The organism is Neisseria mucosa, from assembly GCF_003044445.1.
Lineage (GTDB): Bacteria > Pseudomonadota > Gammaproteobacteria > Burkholderiales > Neisseriaceae > Neisseria > Neisseria mucosa_A.
Window position 1 is genome coordinate 112,251 of the sequence record NZ_POWX01000001.1, and the last position, 18,077, is coordinate 130,327.

General features: G+C 51.6%; 22 protein-coding genes. 8 read left to right on the top strand and 14 right to left on the bottom strand.

The window, feature by feature from the left end; translation table 11 throughout:
• The first annotated feature begins 76 nt into the window (after positions 1–76).
• Positions 77–859, top strand: coding sequence for an indole-3-glycerol phosphate synthase TrpC (gene trpC / locus DBY90_RS00655; RefSeq protein ID WP_070491227.1), 783 nt, complete (start codon positions 77–79; stop codon positions 857–859).
• A gap of 289 nt (positions 860–1,148) precedes the next feature.
• Here the strand turns inward: trpC and DBY90_RS00660 are convergent, their stop codons facing one another.
• The 11 genes from DBY90_RS00660 to rsmI form a co-directional block, all read right to left on the bottom strand.
• Positions 1,149–1,373, bottom strand: a complete 225-nt coding sequence (locus DBY90_RS00660; RefSeq protein ID WP_234405083.1) for an enterochelin ABC transporter — start codon at positions 1,371–1,373, stop codon at positions 1,149–1,151.
• A gap of 126 nt (positions 1,374–1,499) precedes the next feature.
• A complete protein-coding gene (locus tag DBY90_RS00665) occupies positions 1,500–2,378 on the bottom strand; it encodes a hypothetical protein (protein WP_070491225.1) in 879 nt (292 codons plus the stop codon).
• 83 nt (positions 2,379–2,461) lie between these two features.
• Positions 2,462–5,299, bottom strand: coding sequence for a valine--tRNA ligase (locus DBY90_RS00670; protein ID WP_070491222.1), 2,838 nt, complete (start codon positions 5,297–5,299; stop codon positions 2,462–2,464).
• Between the two features lie 135 nt (positions 5,300–5,434).
• Positions 5,435–5,728, bottom strand: a complete 294-nt coding sequence (locus tag DBY90_RS00675; RefSeq protein WP_003744960.1) for a helix-turn-helix domain-containing protein — start codon at positions 5,726–5,728, stop codon at positions 5,435–5,437.
• 403 nt (positions 5,729–6,131) lie between these two features.
• A complete protein-coding gene (locus tag DBY90_RS00680) occupies positions 6,132–6,623 on the bottom strand; it encodes a hypothetical protein (protein WP_107986381.1) in 492 nt (163 codons plus the stop codon).
• A 71-nt stretch (positions 6,624–6,694) separates the two neighbouring features.
• Positions 6,695–7,504 (bottom strand): zinc transporter ZupT, encoded by an 810-nt coding sequence (gene zupT, locus DBY90_RS00685; RefSeq protein ID WP_107986383.1) that lies wholly within the window; start codon positions 7,502–7,504, stop codon positions 6,695–6,697.
• Positions 7,505–7,763: 259 nt separating this feature from the next.
• Positions 7,764–8,294: an alpha/beta hydrolase gene (locus DBY90_RS00690; protein ID WP_107986385.1), complete on the bottom strand. Its 531-nt coding sequence runs from the start codon at positions 8,292–8,294 to the stop codon at positions 7,764–7,766.
• Between the two features lie 10 nt (positions 8,295–8,304).
• On the bottom strand, positions 8,305–8,649 hold the full coding sequence (locus tag DBY90_RS00695; RefSeq protein WP_107986387.1) for a hypothetical protein: 345 nt from the start codon (positions 8,647–8,649) through the stop codon (positions 8,305–8,307).
• On the bottom strand, positions 8,636–9,415 hold the full coding sequence (locus DBY90_RS00700) for an exodeoxyribonuclease III (RefSeq protein WP_003758273.1): 780 nt from the start codon (positions 9,413–9,415) through the stop codon (positions 8,636–8,638). The genes DBY90_RS00695 and DBY90_RS00700 overlap by 14 nt, the downstream gene beginning before the upstream one ends.
• Before the next feature lie 96 nt (positions 9,416–9,511).
• Positions 9,512–9,883 (bottom strand): DUF488 domain-containing protein, encoded by a 372-nt coding sequence (locus DBY90_RS00705; protein ID WP_070492828.1) that lies wholly within the window; start codon positions 9,881–9,883, stop codon positions 9,512–9,514.
• Between the two features lie 62 nt (positions 9,884–9,945).
• Entirely contained in the window at positions 9,946–10,833 is an 888-nt protein-coding gene (rsmI, locus tag DBY90_RS00710) for a 16S rRNA (cytidine(1402)-2'-O)-methyltransferase (RefSeq protein ID WP_070492830.1), read from the bottom strand.
• Between the two features lie 55 nt (positions 10,834–10,888).
• On the opposite strand from rsmI, the gene DBY90_RS00715 reads away from it, so the two are divergent.
• The 5 genes from DBY90_RS00715 (at position 10,889) to map (ending at position 14,088) form a co-directional block, all read left to right on the top strand.
• Positions 10,889–11,236 (top strand): YraN family protein, encoded by a 348-nt coding sequence (locus DBY90_RS00715; RefSeq protein WP_049230717.1) that lies wholly within the window; start codon positions 10,889–10,891, stop codon positions 11,234–11,236.
• 4 nt (positions 11,237–11,240) lie between these two features.
• Positions 11,241–11,834, top strand: coding sequence for a phosphoheptose isomerase (locus tag DBY90_RS00720; protein WP_003744940.1), 594 nt, complete (start codon positions 11,241–11,243; stop codon positions 11,832–11,834).
• 72 nt (positions 11,835–11,906) lie between these two features.
• Positions 11,907–12,518: a BON domain-containing protein gene (locus DBY90_RS00725; protein WP_003744937.1), complete on the top strand. Its 612-nt coding sequence runs from the start codon at positions 11,907–11,909 to the stop codon at positions 12,516–12,518.
• Between the two features lie 69 nt (positions 12,519–12,587).
• Positions 12,588–13,199, top strand: a complete 612-nt coding sequence (locus tag DBY90_RS00730; RefSeq protein WP_003744935.1) for a hypothetical protein — start codon at positions 12,588–12,590, stop codon at positions 13,197–13,199.
• A gap of 109 nt (positions 13,200–13,308) precedes the next feature.
• Positions 13,309–14,088: a type I methionyl aminopeptidase gene (gene map / locus DBY90_RS00735; RefSeq protein WP_019270779.1), complete on the top strand. Its 780-nt coding sequence runs from the start codon at positions 13,309–13,311 to the stop codon at positions 14,086–14,088.
• A 105-nt stretch (positions 14,089–14,193) separates the two neighbouring features.
• Here map and DBY90_RS00740 read toward each other — a convergent pair whose 3' ends face one another.
• On the bottom strand, positions 14,194–14,964 hold the full coding sequence (locus DBY90_RS00740) for a ParA family protein (RefSeq protein WP_003741993.1): 771 nt from the start codon (positions 14,962–14,964) through the stop codon (positions 14,194–14,196).
• 198 nt (positions 14,965–15,162) lie between these two features.
• The gene (gene pdxA, locus DBY90_RS00750; RefSeq protein ID WP_107986389.1) at positions 15,163–16,173 is read right to left on the bottom strand and encodes a 4-hydroxythreonine-4-phosphate dehydrogenase PdxA; all 1,011 of its coding nucleotides are present in this window, start codon (positions 16,171–16,173) and stop codon (positions 15,163–15,165) included.
• Between pdxA and DBY90_RS12525 the strand changes: the two genes are divergently transcribed.
• On the top strand, positions 16,172–16,312 hold the full coding sequence (locus DBY90_RS12525; RefSeq protein ID WP_159069398.1) for a hypothetical protein: 141 nt from the start codon (positions 16,172–16,174) through the stop codon (positions 16,310–16,312). The genes pdxA and DBY90_RS12525 overlap by 2 nt on opposite strands.
• A gap of 436 nt (positions 16,313–16,748) precedes the next feature.
• Positions 16,749–16,880: a hypothetical protein gene (locus DBY90_RS13470; protein WP_267894269.1), complete on the top strand. Its 132-nt coding sequence runs from the start codon at positions 16,749–16,751 to the stop codon at positions 16,878–16,880.
• Positions 16,881–17,225: 345 nt separating this feature from the next.
• Here DBY90_RS13470 and lpxA read toward each other — a convergent pair whose 3' ends face one another.
• A complete protein-coding gene (lpxA, locus tag DBY90_RS00765) occupies positions 17,226–18,002 on the bottom strand; it encodes an acyl-ACP--UDP-N-acetylglucosamine O-acyltransferase (RefSeq protein ID WP_016686908.1) in 777 nt (258 codons plus the stop codon).
• Between the last annotated feature and the right edge of the window lie 75 nt (positions 18,003–18,077).

Sequence of the window (18,077 nt, forward strand, 5' to 3'; positions counted from 1 at the left end):
GTTTTGTTTACCGCGTTTTATTTTTCAGACGACCTCTTGTGTTAAGATGACGGCTTTACCGTGCAGGAAACCTGTTATGACCAATATTCTGAATAAAATCCTTGCAACCAAAGCCCAGGAAGTCGCCGCACAAAAAGCTTCTGTCTCTTTGGATGAAATGAAAAAACAGGCAGATGCCGCCTTGCCCGTACGCGGTTTTTTTGACTCTATCCGTACCAAACACGAGCAAAACCGCCCTGCCGTCATTGCTGAAATTAAAAAAGCCAGCCCTAGCAAAGGGCTGATCAGACCCGATTTCCATCCTGTGCAGATTGCCCACGCTTATGAAAATGCCGGAGCTGCGTGCTTGTCCGTCTTAACTGACGAACAATATTTCCAAGGCTCTCCCGAATATTTGAAAGCGGCACGCGCGGCAGTCGGGCTTCCCGTTTTACGAAAAGACTTCATCATTGATGAGTATCAGATTTATCAGGCGCGTGCCTGGGGTGCTGATGCCGTCTTACTGATTGCCGCCGCGCTTGAGCAAGAACAATTAGAACATTTTGAAGCAGTAGCCCAGCAATTAGGCATGAGCGTATTGTTAGAACTGCATGATGCTTCTGAATTGGAAAAATGCCGAAATCTGACAACACCCTTATGGGGCGTAAACAACCGAAACCTGCGGACATTCGACGTATCTTTACAGCAGACTCTGGATTTACTGCCTGCGCTGGCAGGTAAAACCGTCGTTACTGAAAGCGGCATCCGCGGCAAATCCGACGTGGATTTTATGCGCAGCCACGGCGTGCATACCTTCTTAATCGGCGAAACTTTTATGCGCGCCGACGATATTGAAGCGGAAGTGCAGAAGCTGTTTTAAGGTTTCATATTGCGCAATCATGTAAAAAGTCGTCTGAAAACAGATTTTGGTTTTCAGACGACCTTTTCTTCAAACTCAAATAACGGGCAAAACCCTCCTTAATATCCAAATAAAAACTCAGACGGCGTCATTCCAATCCACACCATACCAATAATCCCGTTCCTCAAGAAACTTGCCGTATGGGTTCTGCCTGCAAGGATAATAAAAAAGAGGCCGCCTGAAAAGTTGCAACGGCATTGAAGCTGCATTTTCAGACGGCCTTTGCGGGTATTTTGCCGCAGGCGGATGTTCAAGAGATGTAAATCACGAGGCCGGTAATCAGCACTAGCTGGGCACCCAGCTTTATCAGCGCGGTACGGCTGACGAAGTAGATAAACCAAGTGCCGGTCAGAAGCAACAGTAGAATAATCAGCCACGGCCGCCATTTGTTGAGGTGGACGGTTTCGGTAAAGCAGGTATGAATATGGAGTAAGACGATGGCGACAACGAGCAATATAGGCACGATGAAGGCCATAATCTGATTTCCTTTTGATGAGGCCGTCTGCAAGGGGGTTTCAGACGGCCTTTGGGTAGTTTAGGCTGTAAACCCAACAAGTTTTGCGGATTTTAAGAAGTTGTTGGGTCTTGACCCAACCTACGCTTACTGAATTGATATAAAATAACAAGTATTCTCTTGATTGCATATTTTAAATTTGACAAGTTTAAGTAAACCTTCTGTTGTTAAATCCAGTTGATTCACTTCTATAAATTTCATTTCTTTATTATCTCTTAAAATATTAGTTGCCAAACGGTATATTTCACGTGCGATACTCTGCATTTTTATAGTATGCATGATGGAAAAGCCAGCCATTGTTTGACCAAGCTTAAAAGGCATATAAGATGTACCGTCATCTAATGTAATAGGGGTATTTATGTTACCGTCTCTAAGATTTTTAATGTCCTTTGTATTTGAAATAGGATTGGATAAATTTTCCATATGAGTAACCTTGCAATGTTCAATTAAATCAGGTCGCTGTTTATGTAAGATTTCAAGAACATCTTTTTCATACCAAATATTACCGTGCCCTTTCCCATGATTTTTGCTTAAGATAAAAAAGACTTCTTTATCTGTTACCAACCCTAGAGCAATTTCTTGTGTTCTTTTAATAAATCCATTTTCAATAGTATCTCCAAGATGGAAATGCTTAATACCAAAATTATCCATCATTCCATCTATACGATTTGCACTCAATGATGATTTACTTAAATATTCATTAACATTTTCCCCAGTAGCCAGCATATTGCATAGATTATCAAATCCTTTCTGATTTTCTAGACTAACTGAAAATTCTTTGGAGCATGTAATTTTGCGCGAAGTAGCTCTAACTAATTTTGCTTGATAATTTAGATATTGGATAAAGAAAGGCACTCTGCCAGTTTTTTCATATTCAACATTTGCTTCAATTAATTTATTTTTAGCCCAATCATTTAAGGCTAATAAAGCATCATTATATGAAAAAATTTTAGTTTTGTTATCCATAAATAATCCTCTTTAAAATTATAAAGCAGCCTGAAAATCCACCCCTCCGTTTTCAGGCTGCCTTTCTTACAACCAAATAACTACTATGCTTTCAACTTCGCCAACTGATTTTGCACTTTCGCCATCTTATCTTCCAATTCCGCCAAATCGGCTTTGTCTTTTTCCACCAGATGCGCGGGGGCTTTTTCGGTGTAGCCGGGTTTGGAGAGTTTGGCGTTGAGTTTGTCCAAGGCTTTTTGCAGCTTCTCGGCTTCTTTGCTCAAACGGGCGGTTTCGGCGGCTTTGTCGATTTCGACTTTCAGCATCAGGCGTGCGCCGTTGCAGACGGCGACGGGCGCGTCTTCGCTTTCGGGCAGGGCGGCGACTTGCTGTGCTTCGGTCAGGCGGGTCATCATCGGCAGGTATTTGAGGTAGTCCGCCAAGTCGTCCGCGCTTTCGACAAACAGCGGGGCTTTGACGTTGGGCTGGATGCCCATTTCGCCGCGCAGGTTGCGGACGGTGCCAATCAAATCCTGTAACACGGTCATTTGCTCGAAGGTCGTCTGAACGATTTGTTCGCGGTCGGCTTCGGGGAAACGGGCGAGCATGATGCTGTCGGCGGTTTTCGCGTCGCACATGGGGGCGACGGTTTGCCACAGTTCTTCGGTGATGAACGGGATAATCGGGTGCAGCAGGCGCAGGGCGGCTTCGAGTACGCGCAATAAGGTATGGCGTGTGGCGCGCTGACGGCTGGCGCAGCCGGTTTGGAGCTGCACTTTGGCGAGTTCCAGATACCAGTCGCAATAGTCGTTCCATACGAAGCTGTACAGGGTTTCCGCTGCCAAATCAAAGCGATAGGTTTCGTAGGCTTGCGTTACTTGCTCGATGGTCTGATTCAGACGACCTATGATCCACATATCGGGGAAAGAATAGCCGCGCGGTTCGGTGGCGGTTGCGCCGTAGCCGCAGTCTTGGTTTTCGGTATTCATCAAGACGAAGTTGGTGGCATTCCAGATTTTGTTGCAGAAGTTGCGGTAGCCTTCGGCGCGTTTGAAGTCGAAGTTCACGCTGCGACCGAGGCTGGCGTAGCTCGCCATGGTGAAGCGCAAGGCGTCCGTGCCCATGCTGGGGATGCCTTCGGGGAAGAGTTTGCGTGTGGCTTCTTCCACTTTCGGCGCGGTTTCGGGTTTTCGCAGGCCGGTGGTGCGTTTTACCAGCAGTTTGTCCAGGTCGATGCCGTCAATCAAATCGACAGGGTCGATGACGTTGCCTTCGGATTTGGACATTTTTTTGCCTTCGTGGTCGCGCACGATGCCGTGGATATACACGTCTTTAAATGGTACTTTGCCGGTGAAGTGGGTGGTCATCATAATCATGCGCGCCACCCAGAAGAAGATGATTTCGTAGCCGGTGACCAAGACGTTGGACGGCAGGAAGGCTTTGAGTTCGTCGGTTTCAGACGGCCAGCCGAGCGTGGAGAACGGCACGAGCGCGGAGGAGAACCATGTATCCAATACGTCTTCTTCGCGGGTCAAGCCTGTTTTGCCGGCTTGTTTTTCGGCTTCTTCCTGATTGCGGGCAACGTAAACATTGCCTGCTTCGTCGTACCATGCAGGGATTTGATGCCCCCACCACAGTTGGCGCGAGATACACCAATCTTGGATGTTGTTCATCCATTGGTTGTAAGTGTTGACCCAGTTTTCAGGGATAAAGCGTACCGCGCCGCTGTCGACGGCTTTTTTGGCTTTGTCGGCGAGGCTCAAGCCTTTGAATTCGCTGTCAGGCTCGCCGCCGTTTGGCGTGGCGGACATGGCGACAAACCATTGGCTGGTCAGCATCGGCTCAATCACCGAGCCTGTGCGGTCGCCTTTCGGCGTCATCAGCGTGTGCGCTTTGATTTCGACCAACAAGCCTTGTTCCTGCAAATCGGCAACCATTTGTTTGCGTGCGGCAAAGCGGTCCAAGCCTGCGTATTTTTCAGGCAGGGCAAAGCCTTGTTGCGCTTCGCCTTTGAAGTTGAACACTTCGGCGTTTGCCAGCACTTTGGCTTCCAAGTCGAACACATTAACTAACCGCGTGTCGTGGCGTTTGCCGACTTCGTAGTCGTTGAAGTCGTGCGCAGGCGTGATTTTTACGCAGCCTGTACCGAAGTCTTTTTCAACGTATTCGTCAGCAATCACGGGAATGGTGCGGCCGGTCAGCGGCAGGATTAATTCCTTGCCGATTAAGTGGGTGTAACGTTCGTCTTCAGGATTGACGGCAACGGCAACGTCGCCCAGCAGCGTTTCGGGACGGGTGGTCGCTACGATAACGGCTTCGGCAGGATTGTCCGCCAGCGGATAGCGGATGTGCCACATAGAGCCTTGTTCTTCCACGCTTTCCACTTCCAAATCAGACACTGCCGTACCCAAAACCGGATCCCAGTTCACCAAGCGTTTGCCGCGGTAAATCAAGTCCTGTTCATACAGGCGCACGAACACTTCGGTCACGGTTTCGGCGCGCACGTCGTCCATCGTGAAATACTCGCGCGTCCAGTCGGCAGAGCAGCCCACGCGGCGCATCTGCTGCGTAATCGTGCCGCCGGAAACTTCTTTCCATTCCCATACTTTTTCCAAGAATTTTTCACGACCCAAATCATGACGGGATACGTTTTGCGCGGCAAGCTGGCGTTCGACCACGATTTGCGTGGCGATGCCCGCGTGGTCGGTGCCGGGAATCCAGGCAGTGTTGCAGCCTTTCATGCGGTAGTAGCGGGTCAGGCCGTCCATGATGGTTTGGTTGAAGGCATGGCCCATGTGCAGCGTGCCGGTTACGTTGGGCGGCGGCAGTTGGATGGAAAAAGACGGTTTGGTCAAATCCATATCGGGCTGGAAATAACCTTGGGTTTCCCAGTTTTGATAGTGTTTGGATTCGATTTCGGCGGGATTGTATTTGTCTAACATGGTAAAAAATGCTGTCTGTAAAAGGGTTTGCGGGCAAACGTCTGTTTAAAAAATAATTGCGGATTATAGCGCAAAAAGGTCGTCTGAAACGGAATATCGTTTCAGACGACCTTTTTGAAACAAATCGAAACGGGCTTATTTGCCTTTGTCGGATTTGGCTTCTTTTTTCAGGGAAGCGTACAACTCAGGGTCGCGGTTTTTCAGCAGGGAGGCAATCGCCAAATCGTCGCGGTTTACTTTTGCCAAGTCAACGCGTTCGATGTGTACCAAGCGCAGCAGCTCGCGCACAGGTTTGGGCATATTGCGACCGGATTCGTAACGTGAACCACCGGATTGGGTTACGCCGATACGGCTCCAAAAGTCCATTTGGTTCAAACCGAGTTTTTTGCGGATATCGCGGATGTTGTCAATTTTCTCAAACGACTTCATGAAAATTCCTTTTTCTTCTGTATTGTTTGTTGATAAGCAAGAATCTGCTTCTCTGCAACGGGATGCGGAAGCCTTCAACACAGACCAATCGTTACACGAATGACAATCGGCTGCGCGATAGAAAACTATCTATACTGAATGTTTAGACAGTATATTCGAAAGAAGTTTTGTCAGATTCTTGATAATTTGCAAAAATATTTCCAAGTCAAATAATTTCAACAAAATTATTCTTATAAATCAAAAATATATATTTTAAGCATCAGTAATATTTTACAAAAATAAACAATCCAAACAGGAATATTGCACCTGTAATTATCAATTTATCATAATATTTTGCACAAAAAATACGCAATAGAACCGTATTCCAATGCGTATTTTCATCTATTCAGTCTCAAAACGCTGCCTAGCGTTTTCTCGGATAAAAGGTAATCGGCTGGACGATGGCGCGTGTCAGCTGTTTCGGCAAGGTCATCATTGCAATCATCCACACGCCCACCGTGTAACACAATATCCCGCCGTTACGCATCCCTCCCAATGCGGTACTGCCTAAAACTGCCTCCAACATCAAGCAAACGGCGGCAGCCACACAAGCTGCCATGCCGGCGAGAAACAGCGCATGGCGGGTATACCTGCGCAACATTTTTTTCAAAGCCGCTTTGACCAAAACGGCAGCAATCAACAGGTTGAAAAAGAAAAACATGCCTGCAACCAGCCATACCGCCGAATCGTTCCAGCCTTTCGCCACGGACCACCCGCCATCCTGCCGGCTAAACAGCAATCCGCCGCCGCCCGCTATCATGGCGAACACATCATGAATCAATAACGCCAACGGCAATGCGGCAAAAATCAATGCAGTCAACAAAGGCCGATAAGGTTTTTCCTGTTCGAGATACATCATGCCGTTCCAAAATCGAAAACAACGGCAATTATAGAACAATCGCTTCGAGGTATCAGCCTGAAGCGGAATCAGAAATGGAACAACACCAAACTCAAGGCGATCACCGCCATGCCGGACGTCAAGCCGTAAACGGTTTCGTGTCCATCGGAATAACGCTTGGCGGCGGGCAGCAATTCGTCCAACGCAAGAAACACCATCACGCCTGCAATCACGCCGAACACTGCGCCGAACACAAAAGGCGATAAAAACGGCTTGAGCAGGGTATAGCCCAAAACCGCGCCCAAAGGTTCGGCAAGCCCTGAAGCGAGGCAGGCGAGGACGGTTTTTTTGCGGTTGCGGGTGGCGAAATAAACGGGAGCGGCAATGGAAATGCCTTCGGGAATATTGTGTATCGCAATCGCGAGCGCCAGCGGCATCCCGACCGCGGGGTTTTCCAGCGTGGCGAAAAACGTTGCCAAACCTTCGGGAAAGTTGTGCGCGGTAATCGCAAACGCCGCCATCATGCCGACTCGGGCGATGTGGCGGCGTTTGTTTTCCTGAAAGGCGGGGTCGTGCGGGTCGAGCGTTTCATGCGGGTTCGGCACAAGGCGGTCAATCAGCGCAATCGAGCCCATGCCTGCCAGAAAAGCCAGCGTCGCGGCGGCGAAGGCTTTGTCTTTGTCGTAAACCTCCACAAAGGCTTCGTTGGATTTGTTGAAAATCTCTGTCAGCGACACATACACCATCGCCCCGCCCGCGAACGCCAATCCGAACGACAATACGCGCGGGTTGGGCGTTTTGGAAAACATCACCAACCCGCTGCCCAATACGGTGAACAATCCGGCGGCGAGGGTGATGCCGAAGGCAGTGATGAGGTTGGGCAAAGCAATATCAAGCATGAAAATCGGTTCTTCAATGAATTCAATGCCATCAGGCTAACACACATTCCCACAAAAGAGAATAGTTATTATTTTCATAAATAAAGATTACGCTGGAAAATTATTGAGACTGTCATTCCTTACTCTCTTACACGAAGGCGGCTGCGCAAGAATGGCAGCACGGGCTTTTCATTTCACTTTAACGTAACAAAAAGGTCGTCTGAAACCTGATTTCAAGTTTCAGACGACCTTTTCTGCTTTATCCCTGCAAGCGTTTTGTTCAACTCAAGAGCATTTCCTGCATCAGCTTCATACCCCATTGCCAGCCGCCGAGTGCGCCGTTGAGCGTGCCGGAATGTGGCGACAGCAGGAGGCGGGCGTTCCACAGGTTGGCCCGTTCTTCCGCCCAGTTGCGCGGCGTGCCGTTTTGTTCGGCGATTACAAGTGCGGTGCGGCAGGGGCAACGAACTCGCCGGAAGGTATGTATTTCATCGTCGGGGAAGGCTTCGGGGCGCGGCGAGACGAGGATGATGTTGACGATTTTTTTCTGCGTCAGGATGTCGGTTTGGTAGAGCCACGCCAAAAAAGCGGACACGCCTGCGCCGTGGGCGACGACGGCGATGTGTTCGCCGCTGATGCCTTCAAACGCCGTTTGAATATTTGCCTGCCATTGGGCGATGCTTTGATTGGCGGAAGCGGCGGCGGTTTGGACGACGGGATAGCTGACCTCCCAGCGGTCTATCCACATTTCCGCTTCGTCCGCGTCGCGTATCAAGAAAAGCGTCAGGTCTTCGAGTTCGAAAGTTCGCATTTCAGACGACCTATTTGAGCAAATCGTGGAGCGTATAGGTAATCAAGATCGCGGCAGGGACGCTTAAAACGGCACAGGTGGCGAGGCAGATCAGGATGTTGGCAATCAACCGCCAGCCTTTCCAGCCGAAACACTTGGCGGCAATCAGAAGACAGGGCAGCGAGAACAGCAGCCACACCAACGCCCAAAGCGGATTTGCGCGGGTCATTTCAACCCAGCCGGACATCCGCGCCAGCATGAATATCGTCCACACCAGCATAGGCAGTACAAACGCGGCGACCACCCATGCCGCGCCTATGCCGGTTTTACCGTTCACATTCCAATCGTATTTGCCGAAAACTTTATTGGGCAGCATAGTCATACTCCACGACCAAAGGTGCATGGTCGGAAAATTTCTCGTCTTTATAAACATGCGCGGATACCGCTTTGGCGGCGAGTTCAGGCGTAACCATCTGATAGTCGATGCGCCACCCGACATCTTTCGCATACGCCTGTCCGCGGTTGCTCCACCAAGTGTAGCCGGGGTTGTCGGGATAGAGCGTGCGCCACATATCCGTCCAGCCGAGCGTATGGATGACTTTGCCTATCCATTCGCGCTCCTCGGGCAGGAAGCCTGAGTTTTTCTGATTGCCTTTCCAGTTTTTTAAGTCGATGTTTTGGTGGGCAATGTTCCAGTCTCCGCAGACAACAATGTCGCGCCCCTCCGCCTTCATGGCTTCAAGCATGGGATAGAACGCGTCTAAAAAGCGGTATTTCAATTCCTGCCGCTCCGGCGCGCTGGTGCCGCTGGGCAGATAAAGCGAAATCACCGACAACTTTCCGAAATCACAGCGCACAAACCGCCCTTCCCTGTCGAATTCTTCAATGCCCATACCGATTTGCACATTGTCAGGCGCGCGTTTGCTGTACACCGCCACGCCGCTGTAACCGCGTTTTTCGGCGCAATGCCAATGGCCGTGCATCCCGTGCGGATTCTTCATTTCGTCGGACAAATCGGCTTCCTGCGCTTTGAGTTCCTGCACGCAGACAATGTCCGCGCCCGATGCGGCAATGTATTCGTAAAATCCTTTTTTGTAGGCGGAGCGGATGCCGTTGACGTTGGCGGAGATGATTTTCAGCATAATTTTGTGCTTTGGAATATTGGTTTAAGGAGAAAAAACGGATTGTAACCGATAGCGGCAAAGGTCGTCTGAAAAACAGGTTCGAACAAATCCATCCTATTCCCGATACTCGAATACCGCACCTAAAAACTGGGCCAACGCCGAAACATGGGAACGCTGCGGATTCTTGACGGCGGTCAGCAGCCATACCCTGCCGTTTTGCTTCTCCAACTCAAGCAGGCGGGCTACGGCGCGCTGTTGCACCTCACCCTGCAATTCTTCGTGATAGCGCGTAACGAAGCCGTCGAAATTCTGCTCCAGGTTTTCATGATACCAACGGCGCAGGGCGGCACTGGGCGTAATGTCTTTGAGCCAGAGGACGGAGGCGAACTTTTCCTTCGTAATCCCGCGCGGATAAAGGCGGTCGATAAAGACGGCGGTTTGTCCGTCTGCGGGGAAGTAGCTATAAATGCGTTGTACTGTAAACATCGTTTTTCTGCTTGCTTATATTGTGAAATCAAGCCCTAGTTTTTTCAGACGACCTTACACCCTCAAGCCTCGTCTGAAACCCGTTTCCATTCCAATGCCAAATCGTACAAGGCTTTTTTGCTTTCGCCGGTAATTTTGGCGGCAAGTTCGGCAGCCTGTTTGGTGGGCAGCTCGGCAGCGAGGGTTTTCATAACGTTTTGCGCGGCTTCGGGCAAGGTATCGTGTTTTTCACGAAGCGCAGGATGGAGGATGACCACCATTTCGCCGCGCGCTTGATTGCCGTCGTTTTTCAGGGTCGTCTGAATTTCAGTAACCGTACCACTGAGGAAGGTTTCGAAGGTTTTAGTGATTTCTCGAGCGAGGGTCAGGCTGCGTTCGGGGAAGAGAGCCGCCATGTCGGCAAGGGTGGCTTCGATACGGTGCGGGGTTTCAAACATCACAACGGGGAAATCAGCCTGCGCCCATTTGGCAAGCAGCTTCTGCCGTTCGCCGGATTTCGGCGGCAGGAAACCGTTGAAGTAAAAATTGGGTTCGGTAACGCCTGCGACGCTCAACGCGCCCATGACTGCGCTCGCACCGACAACGGGGACAACTTTAAACCCTGCCTCGCGCACGCGGCGGGCGAGTTTCGCACCGGGATCGCAGACGGCGGGCGTACCCGCGTCGGAAACTTGTGCGACGGTGAGGTCGTCTGAAAGATGGTTGATGATTTTGTCCGCCATCTGCTGTTCGTTATGCTCGCGCACGCTGACGAGCTTGCCTTGTATGCCGTATGCACTCAGAAGCTGTGCGGTAACGCGCGTATCTTCTGCGCAGATGATGTCGGCTTTTTGCAGGACGGCGAGCGCGCGCAGGGTGATATCCGCCAAATTGCCGATGGGCGTGGCGACAACGTATAATGTCCGTTTTTCAATACTGTCGGTGGCTTTTTGAAGGTGTTTTTGGAACATGGCTTTATCAGGTCGTCTGAAAACAATATAACGATATTATACGGGGTAAACCTCCATGCGTCTGAACCACAAACAAGGGGTGGCGGGCGAAGATGCCGCGCTGGCGTTTCTTCTTTCGCAAGGCTGCAAACTTATCGCGCGCAACTGGCACTGCGCTTACGGCGAAATCGATTTGATTGTCAAAAACGGTAACATGATTCTGTTTGTTGAAGTAAAATACCGCAAAAATCAGGGTTTCGGCGGTGCCGCATACAGTATTTCGCCGTCTAAGTTATTGAAACTGCAACGGTCTGCGGAGTATTATCTACAACAAAACGGCATGACGGATACCGCGTGCCGCATCGATGCGGTACTCATAGAAGGAAACCGCCCGCCCGAATGGATAAAGAATATTACAGGTTGACGATATGACGACTTTACAAGAGCGCGTTGCCGCCCATTTCGCCGAAAGCATCCTTGCCAAGCAGAAAGCCGAAAAAGTGTTGGTTGAGCCGACCGCTCAAGCGGCGGAACTGATGCTGCAATGCCTGATGAACGACGGCAAAATCTTAGCCTGCGGTAACGGCGGTTCGGCTGCCGACGCGCAGCACTTCGCCGCCGAAATGACTGGACGCTTTGAAAAAGAGCGCATGGAACTTGCCGCCGTCGCACTGACGACGGACACGTCCGCACTGACCGCCATCGGCAACGACTACGGCTTCGACCATGTGTTCAGCAAGCAAGTACGCGCGCTCGGACGCGTCGGCGACGTTTTGGTCGGCATCTCTACCTCTGGCAATTCCGCCAACGTTATCGAAGCCATCAAAGCGGCACACGAACGCGATATGCACGTCATCGCCATGACCGGTCGCGACGGCGGTAAAATCGCCGCCATGCTCAAAGACACCGACGTACTGCTCAACGTCCCCTACCCGCGCACTGCCCGTATTCAGGAAAACCATATCCTGCTGATACACGCCATGTGCGACTGCATCGACTCCATGTTGCTTGAAGGAATGTAAGCCTTTTTTCAGACGACCTCTTTTAAAGGTCGTCTGAAACATATCCGCCGAACTCATCATCAAGGAAAAAATATGAACATCAAACGTCATACCGCACCCGTTCTGACCGCCCTCCTCCTCAGCCTGACACTCAGCGGCTGTATCGGCGTACTCCTCGGCGGCGCGGCAGTCGGCACCAAATCCGCCGTCGACCGCCGTACCACAGGCGCGCAAACCGACGACAACGTAATGGCGGTGCGCGTCGAAACCACTGCCCGCTCCTACCTGCGCCAAAACAACCAAGCGCACGGTTACACTCCCAAAATCAACGTTGTCGGTTACAACCGCCACCTGCTGCTGCTCGGACAAGTTGCCACTGAAGGCGAAAAACAATTCGTCGAACAAATCGCCCGCGCCGAACAAGCCGCTGAAGGCGTGTACAACTACATCACCGTTGCCTCCCAAGAACGCACCATCGGCGATGTAACCAACGACACATGGGGTACATCCAAAGTCCGCACGACACTTTTAGGCCTCAAACCCGCCACACAGGCTCGTGTCAAAATTGTAACTTACGGCAACGTTACTTACGTCATGGGCGTACTGACACCCGAAGAGCAAGAGCAGGTAACCCGCCGCGTCAGCACCACCGTGGGCGTGCAAAAAGTCGTTACCCTGTATCAAAACTACACCCAACCCGAATAACACGGCTCTAATCCAGAGGGCGGGAACAACATCCCGCCCGTCCCCATCCACCTTTACACACATCGATCTATGTCCAAAAAACAAAACGAATCTTTCCAACTCAAACCCAAACACCTTATCCGCGCCGCTCTCGTCATCTCCATCATCGCCGTCGGCGCACTGATTGTCGGCATTATCGGTACGCTTAATACCAAACCCGACACAAGCAACACCCAATCCGCCCAACCCGCGCCCAAAGACGAAGGCGTGGAAGTTTGGCGTCCCAACGGCACCGTCGAACCCAAAAAAATCATAGCAGGCTCTGAAGACGAAACAAGCGAACAAGAAAAAACCGCTTCTCAAAACCCCGTCATTCCGCCGCAAAACCAATCCGAAAAGCGCCGTGCCAAAGCACAGCCTGACGCTAAAAATAAAGATAAAAACAACGACCAGCACGACCAAACACCGCCCGCGCAGACAGAAACAGCGGAAATCAAAGCCAAACCTGCCCAAAGTACCCCTGCGGAGCAGCCACAGGCCCAAGCCCCTACCCAGCCTGCCAAAACCGAAGTACACGAAACAAAGGGCGAATCCAAACCCGCACCTCAACCCGCTCCCAAGCCGGCTCAGCCTAAACCCGCTCAACCTAAACCGGTTCAGCCCAAACCTCAGTCCAAAGATGTCATGGACAATCTGTTTTAACCGGACAACCCGCCGGCCTGAGGTTGCCTTATCCGTAATCTGTATCCCCTTCCCTTTCAGACGACCTTTGTGCCGCAACAAGGTCGTCTGAAACCATCAAGGAAACAACATGAACGAAATCATCATCAAAACCCCTGAAGAAATCGAGAAAATGCGCGAACTGGGCAAACTCGTCGCCGAAGCCCTCGACTACATCGGACAATTCGTCAAACCCGGCGTAACCACCAACGAAATCGACAAACTCGTTTACGACTACCACGTCAACGTCCAAGGCGGCTATCCCGCCCCCCTGCACTACGGCAACCCGCCCTATCCCAAATCCTGCTGCACCTCCGTCAACCACGTCATCTGCCACGGCATCCCCGACGACAAGCCGCTCAAAGAAGGCGACATCATCAACATCGACCTGACCATCAAAAAAGACGGCTTCCACGGCGACTCCAGCCGCATGTTTACCGTCGGCAAAGTTTCCCCCATCGCCCAACGCCTGATTGACATTACCCACGAATCCATGATGGCGGGCATCGCCGCCGTCAAACCAGGCGCAACCTTGGGCGACATCGGCTACGCCTGCCAACAAGTTGCCGAAAACGCAGGCTATTCCGTCGTACAGGAATTTTGCGGCCACGGCATCGGACGCGGTTTCCACGAAGCCCCGCAAGTCCTGCACTACGGCAGAAAAGGACAAGGCGTCGTCCTGAAGCCCGGCATGATTTTCACCATTGAACCGATGATCAACCAAGGCAAACGCCACCTGCGCATCCTAAACGACGGCTGGACGGTCGTGACCAAAGACCGCTCCCTCTCTGCCCAATGGGAACATGAAGTTTTAGTGACAGAAACCGGCTACGAAATCCTGACCGTCAGCCCGGCTACCGGCAAACCCTAATCTGCCAAAGCATCTCACTTTCAAAGCAAAAAGGTCGTCTGAAAACTTGGAAATCAAGTTTTCAGACGACCTTTCAATCTTTCAGACTTTATCTTTCAAGCTCAATCAACCTTTGGTGCGCTCCAACAGTTCTTCCGCCAAGGCGAGGTAGGCTTTGGTGCCTTTGGCGTTGGCGTCGTAGGCGAGTGCGGGCATACCGTGGCTGGGTGCTTCGGCGAGGCGGACGTTGCGGGGGATGACGGTTTGGAACATCAGGTTGCCGAAATGTTGGAAAAGCTGTTCGCTGACTTCGACGACGAGGCGGCTGCGGCTGTCGTAGAGGGTGCGGACGATACCGGTGATGTCGAGGCGCGGGTTGATTGCCTGACGGATTTTGCGCACGGTGGCAATGAGGTCGGAGATGCCTTCGAGGGCATAGTATTCGCACAACATGGGGACGATGACGCCGTTGGCGGCGACGAGTCCGTTGAGTGTGAGCAGGGTCAGCGAAGGTGGGCAGTCGATGAGGACGAAGTCGTAGTCGTTTTCGACGGTTTGCAGGGCGTTTTTGAGGCGGATTTCGCGGGCGATTTCTTGCACCAGCTCGATTTCGGCGCCGGCAAGCGCGCGGTTGGCGCCGAGTACGTCGTAGCTGCCGTCTCCGCTGCGGACGACGGCGGTTTTGATGTCGGTATCGCCCAATACGACTTGGTACACGCCTTCTTCGAGGCGGGCTTTGTCTATGCCGCTGCCTGTGGTGGCGTTGCCTTGCGGGTCGAGGTCGATGACGAGGACGCGTTTGCCTTTGGAGGCGAGCGATGCCGCGAGGTTGACGGTGGTGGTGGTTTTGCCGACGCCGCCTTTTTGGTTGGCGACGGCCAGGATTTGTGCGCTCATGTTTTTGCTGCTGTCGGATAGGTGAATGGCGGAATTTTAACGTTTTTTGCTTGAAATGGGTATAAGGTCGTCTGAAAAGGAGCTTCGGTGGGGAGAGGCATCGCAACGCCGTACTGGTTTAAATTTAATCCACTATAAAAAGGTCGTCTGAAACGGAATCGGGTTTCAGACGACCTCTTTAACGGTATTCCGTCTTGTTTAACGCTGTTTTTTGCGGATTTCCGCCGCCATTTCCAAAGCGGTGCGGACAGCTTCAATCAGGCTGCCGGAGGCGGCTTTGCCTGTTCCTGCCAAATCCAGCGCGGTACCGTGGTCAACGGAGGTACGGATAAACGGCAGTCCGAGCGTAATGTTGACGCCTTGCCCGAAACCGGCATATTTCAACGTCGGCAGACCTTGATCGTGATACATCGCCAAAACGGCATCGGCATCTTTCAGCAAAAACGGCTGAAACACCGTGTCTGCGGGATAAGGGCCGCTGACGTGTATGCCTTCGCTTCTGAGGCGGGCCAGCGCAGGGATGATGATGTCGGCTTCTTCGTGTCCCAAATGTCCGCCCTCACCTGCGTGCGGATTCAATCCGGTAACCAGGATATGCGGTTGGGCAATGCTGAATTTGTCGCGCAAATCGGCGTTCAAAATACGGACGACGGACTCGACGAGTGGCTGCGTCACGGCATCAGCGACCGCGCGCAGCGGCAAATGGGTCGTAACCAAAGCGACACGCAGCCCGCCGCCTGCCAACATCATGACGACTTGTTCCGTCTGACTTTTTTCGGCGAGGTATTCGGTATGTCCGCTGAAAAATCCGCCACCCGCACCTGCATCGTTAATGATGCCTTTGTGTAGCGGCGCGGTTACCATGCCGTCGAATATGCCTTCGGTAATGCCTTGATATGCCGTATCCAGCAGTTGCAAGACATAGCGCGCATTGGCGGGATTGAGCATGCCGGCTTCGCAAGGCGCGTCAAGCGGAATATGCAAAACTTCCAATTCCCCATGGCACAACGGGGCTTTATCGGCATCACTAGGGACAAAATTCCGCAAGACAACGTTTTTGCCCAACATCTCCGCCCGCTGCACCAATAGGTCTTTGTCGCCCAAAACGACGGGGCGGCACGGCAACTCAGCAAACGCCAAATCCAAACAAATATCGGGACCGATACCGGCAGGCTCGCCGGAGGTAACTGCTAATACGGGAAGGGACATGATGCGATTCCTTAATCTGGATAAAGGTCGTCTGAAAGTGGTTGATGGGGATTTCAGACGACCTTTGTTTTCATCTTTGCAATGTAGGGCGGATTCCAATAAGACCCCGCCATCCCGTCATACCCACGCGCGGGAATGACGGCAGAGTCCGTATCAAAAAACGAGTAGATCAACCTTATTGTATAGTGGATTAAATTTAAATCAGGACAAGGCGACGAAGCCGCAGACAGTACAGATAGTACGGAACCGATTCACTTGGTGCTTCAGCACCTTAGAGAATCGTTCTCTTTGAGCTAAGGCGAGGCAACGCCGTACTGGTTTAAAGTTAATCCACTGAGACCTTTGCAATAACATAGGTTACTAAAATTTTATGTTCAATCTCATTTTCAAAATTCAAATCCTTTCTGATTTTTCCTACTTTTTGCTCAATATTAGGAAGGTTTTAGTCAATTGAAAATTTTTTTGGCGCATTTTTATGCGTAAAATTTCGTTAATAGACTATTTTTGCAAAGGTCTCCCACTATATTATCGGGTTTCAGACGACCTCCCATCCCATCCAACCAAAGGAAACCCGCATGAAAAAATTCTTCTTCCTCACCACCGCCCTCCTGCTCCTCAACGCCTGCGCCACCCAATCCGGACAAGGCAGCTCTGCACAAGTCTATGGTGAAATCAAAAGCGGCGTAGAAAGCAGCCACGTCCACTAAAGCGGGCGGAACAGCAGGCATTTGGTTCATTTAAAAAATGCCGCGCCCAAAATCATCTGTTCCTAAAATACGCATGATCAACATCGTACCCACAAATCAAAAGGTCGTCTGAAACTTGGTTTCCCAGTTTTCAGACGACCTTTTCGATTAGATGGAAGACAGAATCTTGCGCCACCGCCATTCCCACGCCAAACGTGGAAAGGACAAGGCAAATGTTACGAAAACAACGTCGTCTGAAACGGCAAACCTGCAAACTTTTCAGACGACCTTGGTAAGGTTTGTCGGATCAAAAAACCGTCGTTAAAGCGGTCAGGTTTTCAGACGACCTTCAGGCAGATTTTGTCTTCAGCGGATAATCCCGCGCGTGGATTGGGCGAAGAAGTCTTTGAACACCGCCAGCTCTGCCTGCGTTTCGGCGCGGCGGAGGATGTCGGCTTTGGCTTCTTCAAACGGAATGCCGCGGTGGTAGATGGTTTTATACACATCTTTGACGGCGGAGATTTGCTCGGCGGTGAAGCCGTTGCGGCGCATACCTTCGCTGTTGATGCCTGCGGGTTCGGCGCGGTAGCCTGCTGCCATAAAGTACGGCGGTACGTCTTTGTGTACGCCTGCGGCGAAGGCGGTCATGGCGTAATCGCCGATTTGGCAGAACTGGAACACCAACGTGTAGCCGCCCAAGACGACGTAGTCGCCGATGGTAACGTGTCCGGCAAGCGAGGCGTTGTTGGCGAAGATGGTGTGGTTGCCGATGACGCAGTCGTGCGCGAGGTGGCAATACGCCATAATCCAGTTGTCGTCGCCGACGCGGGTTTCGCCGATGCCGGTTACCGTGCCGAGGTTGAAGGTGGTGAATTCGCGGATGGTGTTGCCGTTGCCGATAATCAGCTTGGTCGGCTCGTCGCGGTATTTTTTGTCCTGCGGGATTTCGCCGAGGCTGGCAAATTGGAAAATGCGGTTGTTTTCGCCGATGGTGGTATGACCGTTGATGACGGTATGCGGGCCGATTTCGGTGTTCGCGCCGATTTGGACGTTAGGGCCGATGACGGTGTACGCGCCGACTTTGACGCTGGAGTCGAGTTCGGCTTTGGGGTCAATAACGGCGGTCGGGTGGATGAGGGTCATGTTTTTCCTTTCCTGTCGTGTTGCCGCGAAGATGCGCGACGGCAACAGGTCGTCTGAAACTTTCAGACGACCTTT

Coding starts and splice junctions, on each gene's coding strand:
- trpC (WP_070491227.1), top strand. CDS start 77: ATGACCAATATTCTGAATAAAATCCTTGCAACCAAAGCCCAGGAAGTC.
- DBY90_RS00660 (WP_234405083.1), bottom strand. CDS start 1,373: ATGGCCTTCATCGTGCCTATATTGCTCGTTGTCGCCATCGTCTTACTC.
- DBY90_RS00665 (WP_070491225.1), bottom strand. CDS start 2,378: ATGGATAACAAAACTAAAATTTTTTCATATAATGATGCTTTATTAGCC.
- DBY90_RS00670 (WP_070491222.1), bottom strand. CDS start 5,299: ATGTTAGACAAATACAATCCCGCCGAAATCGAATCCAAACACTATCAA.
- DBY90_RS00675 (WP_003744960.1), bottom strand. CDS start 5,728: ATGAAGTCGTTTGAGAAAATTGACAACATCCGCGATATCCGCAAAAAA.
- DBY90_RS00680 (WP_107986381.1), bottom strand. CDS start 6,623: ATGTATCTCGAACAGGAAAAACCTTATCGGCCTTTGTTGACTGCATTG.
- zupT (WP_107986383.1), bottom strand. CDS start 7,504: ATGCTTGATATTGCTTTGCCCAACCTCATCACTGCCTTCGGCATCACC.
- DBY90_RS00690 (WP_107986385.1), bottom strand. CDS start 8,294: ATGCGAACTTTCGAACTCGAAGACCTGACGCTTTTCTTGATACGCGAC.
- DBY90_RS00695 (WP_107986387.1), bottom strand. CDS start 8,649: ATGCTGCCCAATAAAGTTTTCGGCAAATACGATTGGAATGTGAACGGT.
- DBY90_RS00700 (WP_003758273.1), bottom strand. CDS start 9,415: ATGCTGAAAATCATCTCCGCCAACGTCAACGGCATCCGCTCCGCCTAC.
- DBY90_RS00705 (WP_070492828.1), bottom strand. CDS start 9,883: ATGTTTACAGTACAACGCATTTATAGCTACTTCCCCGCAGACGGACAA.
- rsmI (WP_070492830.1), bottom strand. CDS start 10,833: ATGTTCCAAAAACACCTTCAAAAAGCCACCGACAGTATTGAAAAACGG.
- DBY90_RS00715 (WP_049230717.1), top strand. CDS start 10,889: ATGCGTCTGAACCACAAACAAGGGGTGGCGGGCGAAGATGCCGCGCTG.
- DBY90_RS00720 (WP_003744940.1), top strand. CDS start 11,241: ATGACGACTTTACAAGAGCGCGTTGCCGCCCATTTCGCCGAAAGCATC.
- DBY90_RS00725 (WP_003744937.1), top strand. CDS start 11,907: ATGAACATCAAACGTCATACCGCACCCGTTCTGACCGCCCTCCTCCTC.
- DBY90_RS00730 (WP_003744935.1), top strand. CDS start 12,588: ATGTCCAAAAAACAAAACGAATCTTTCCAACTCAAACCCAAACACCTT.
- map (WP_019270779.1), top strand. CDS start 13,309: ATGAACGAAATCATCATCAAAACCCCTGAAGAAATCGAGAAAATGCGC.
- DBY90_RS00740 (WP_003741993.1), bottom strand. CDS start 14,964: ATGAGCGCACAAATCCTGGCCGTCGCCAACCAAAAAGGCGGCGTCGGC.
- DBY90_RS12525 (WP_159069398.1), top strand. CDS start 16,172: ATGATGCGATTCCTTAATCTGGATAAAGGTCGTCTGAAAGTGGTTGAT.
- pdxA (WP_107986389.1), bottom strand. CDS start 16,173: ATGTCCCTTCCCGTATTAGCAGTTACCTCCGGCGAGCCTGCCGGTATC.
- DBY90_RS13470 (WP_267894269.1), top strand. CDS start 16,749: ATGAAAAAATTCTTCTTCCTCACCACCGCCCTCCTGCTCCTCAACGCC.
- lpxA (WP_016686908.1), bottom strand. CDS start 18,002: ATGACCCTCATCCACCCGACCGCCGTTATTGACCCCAAAGCCGAACTC.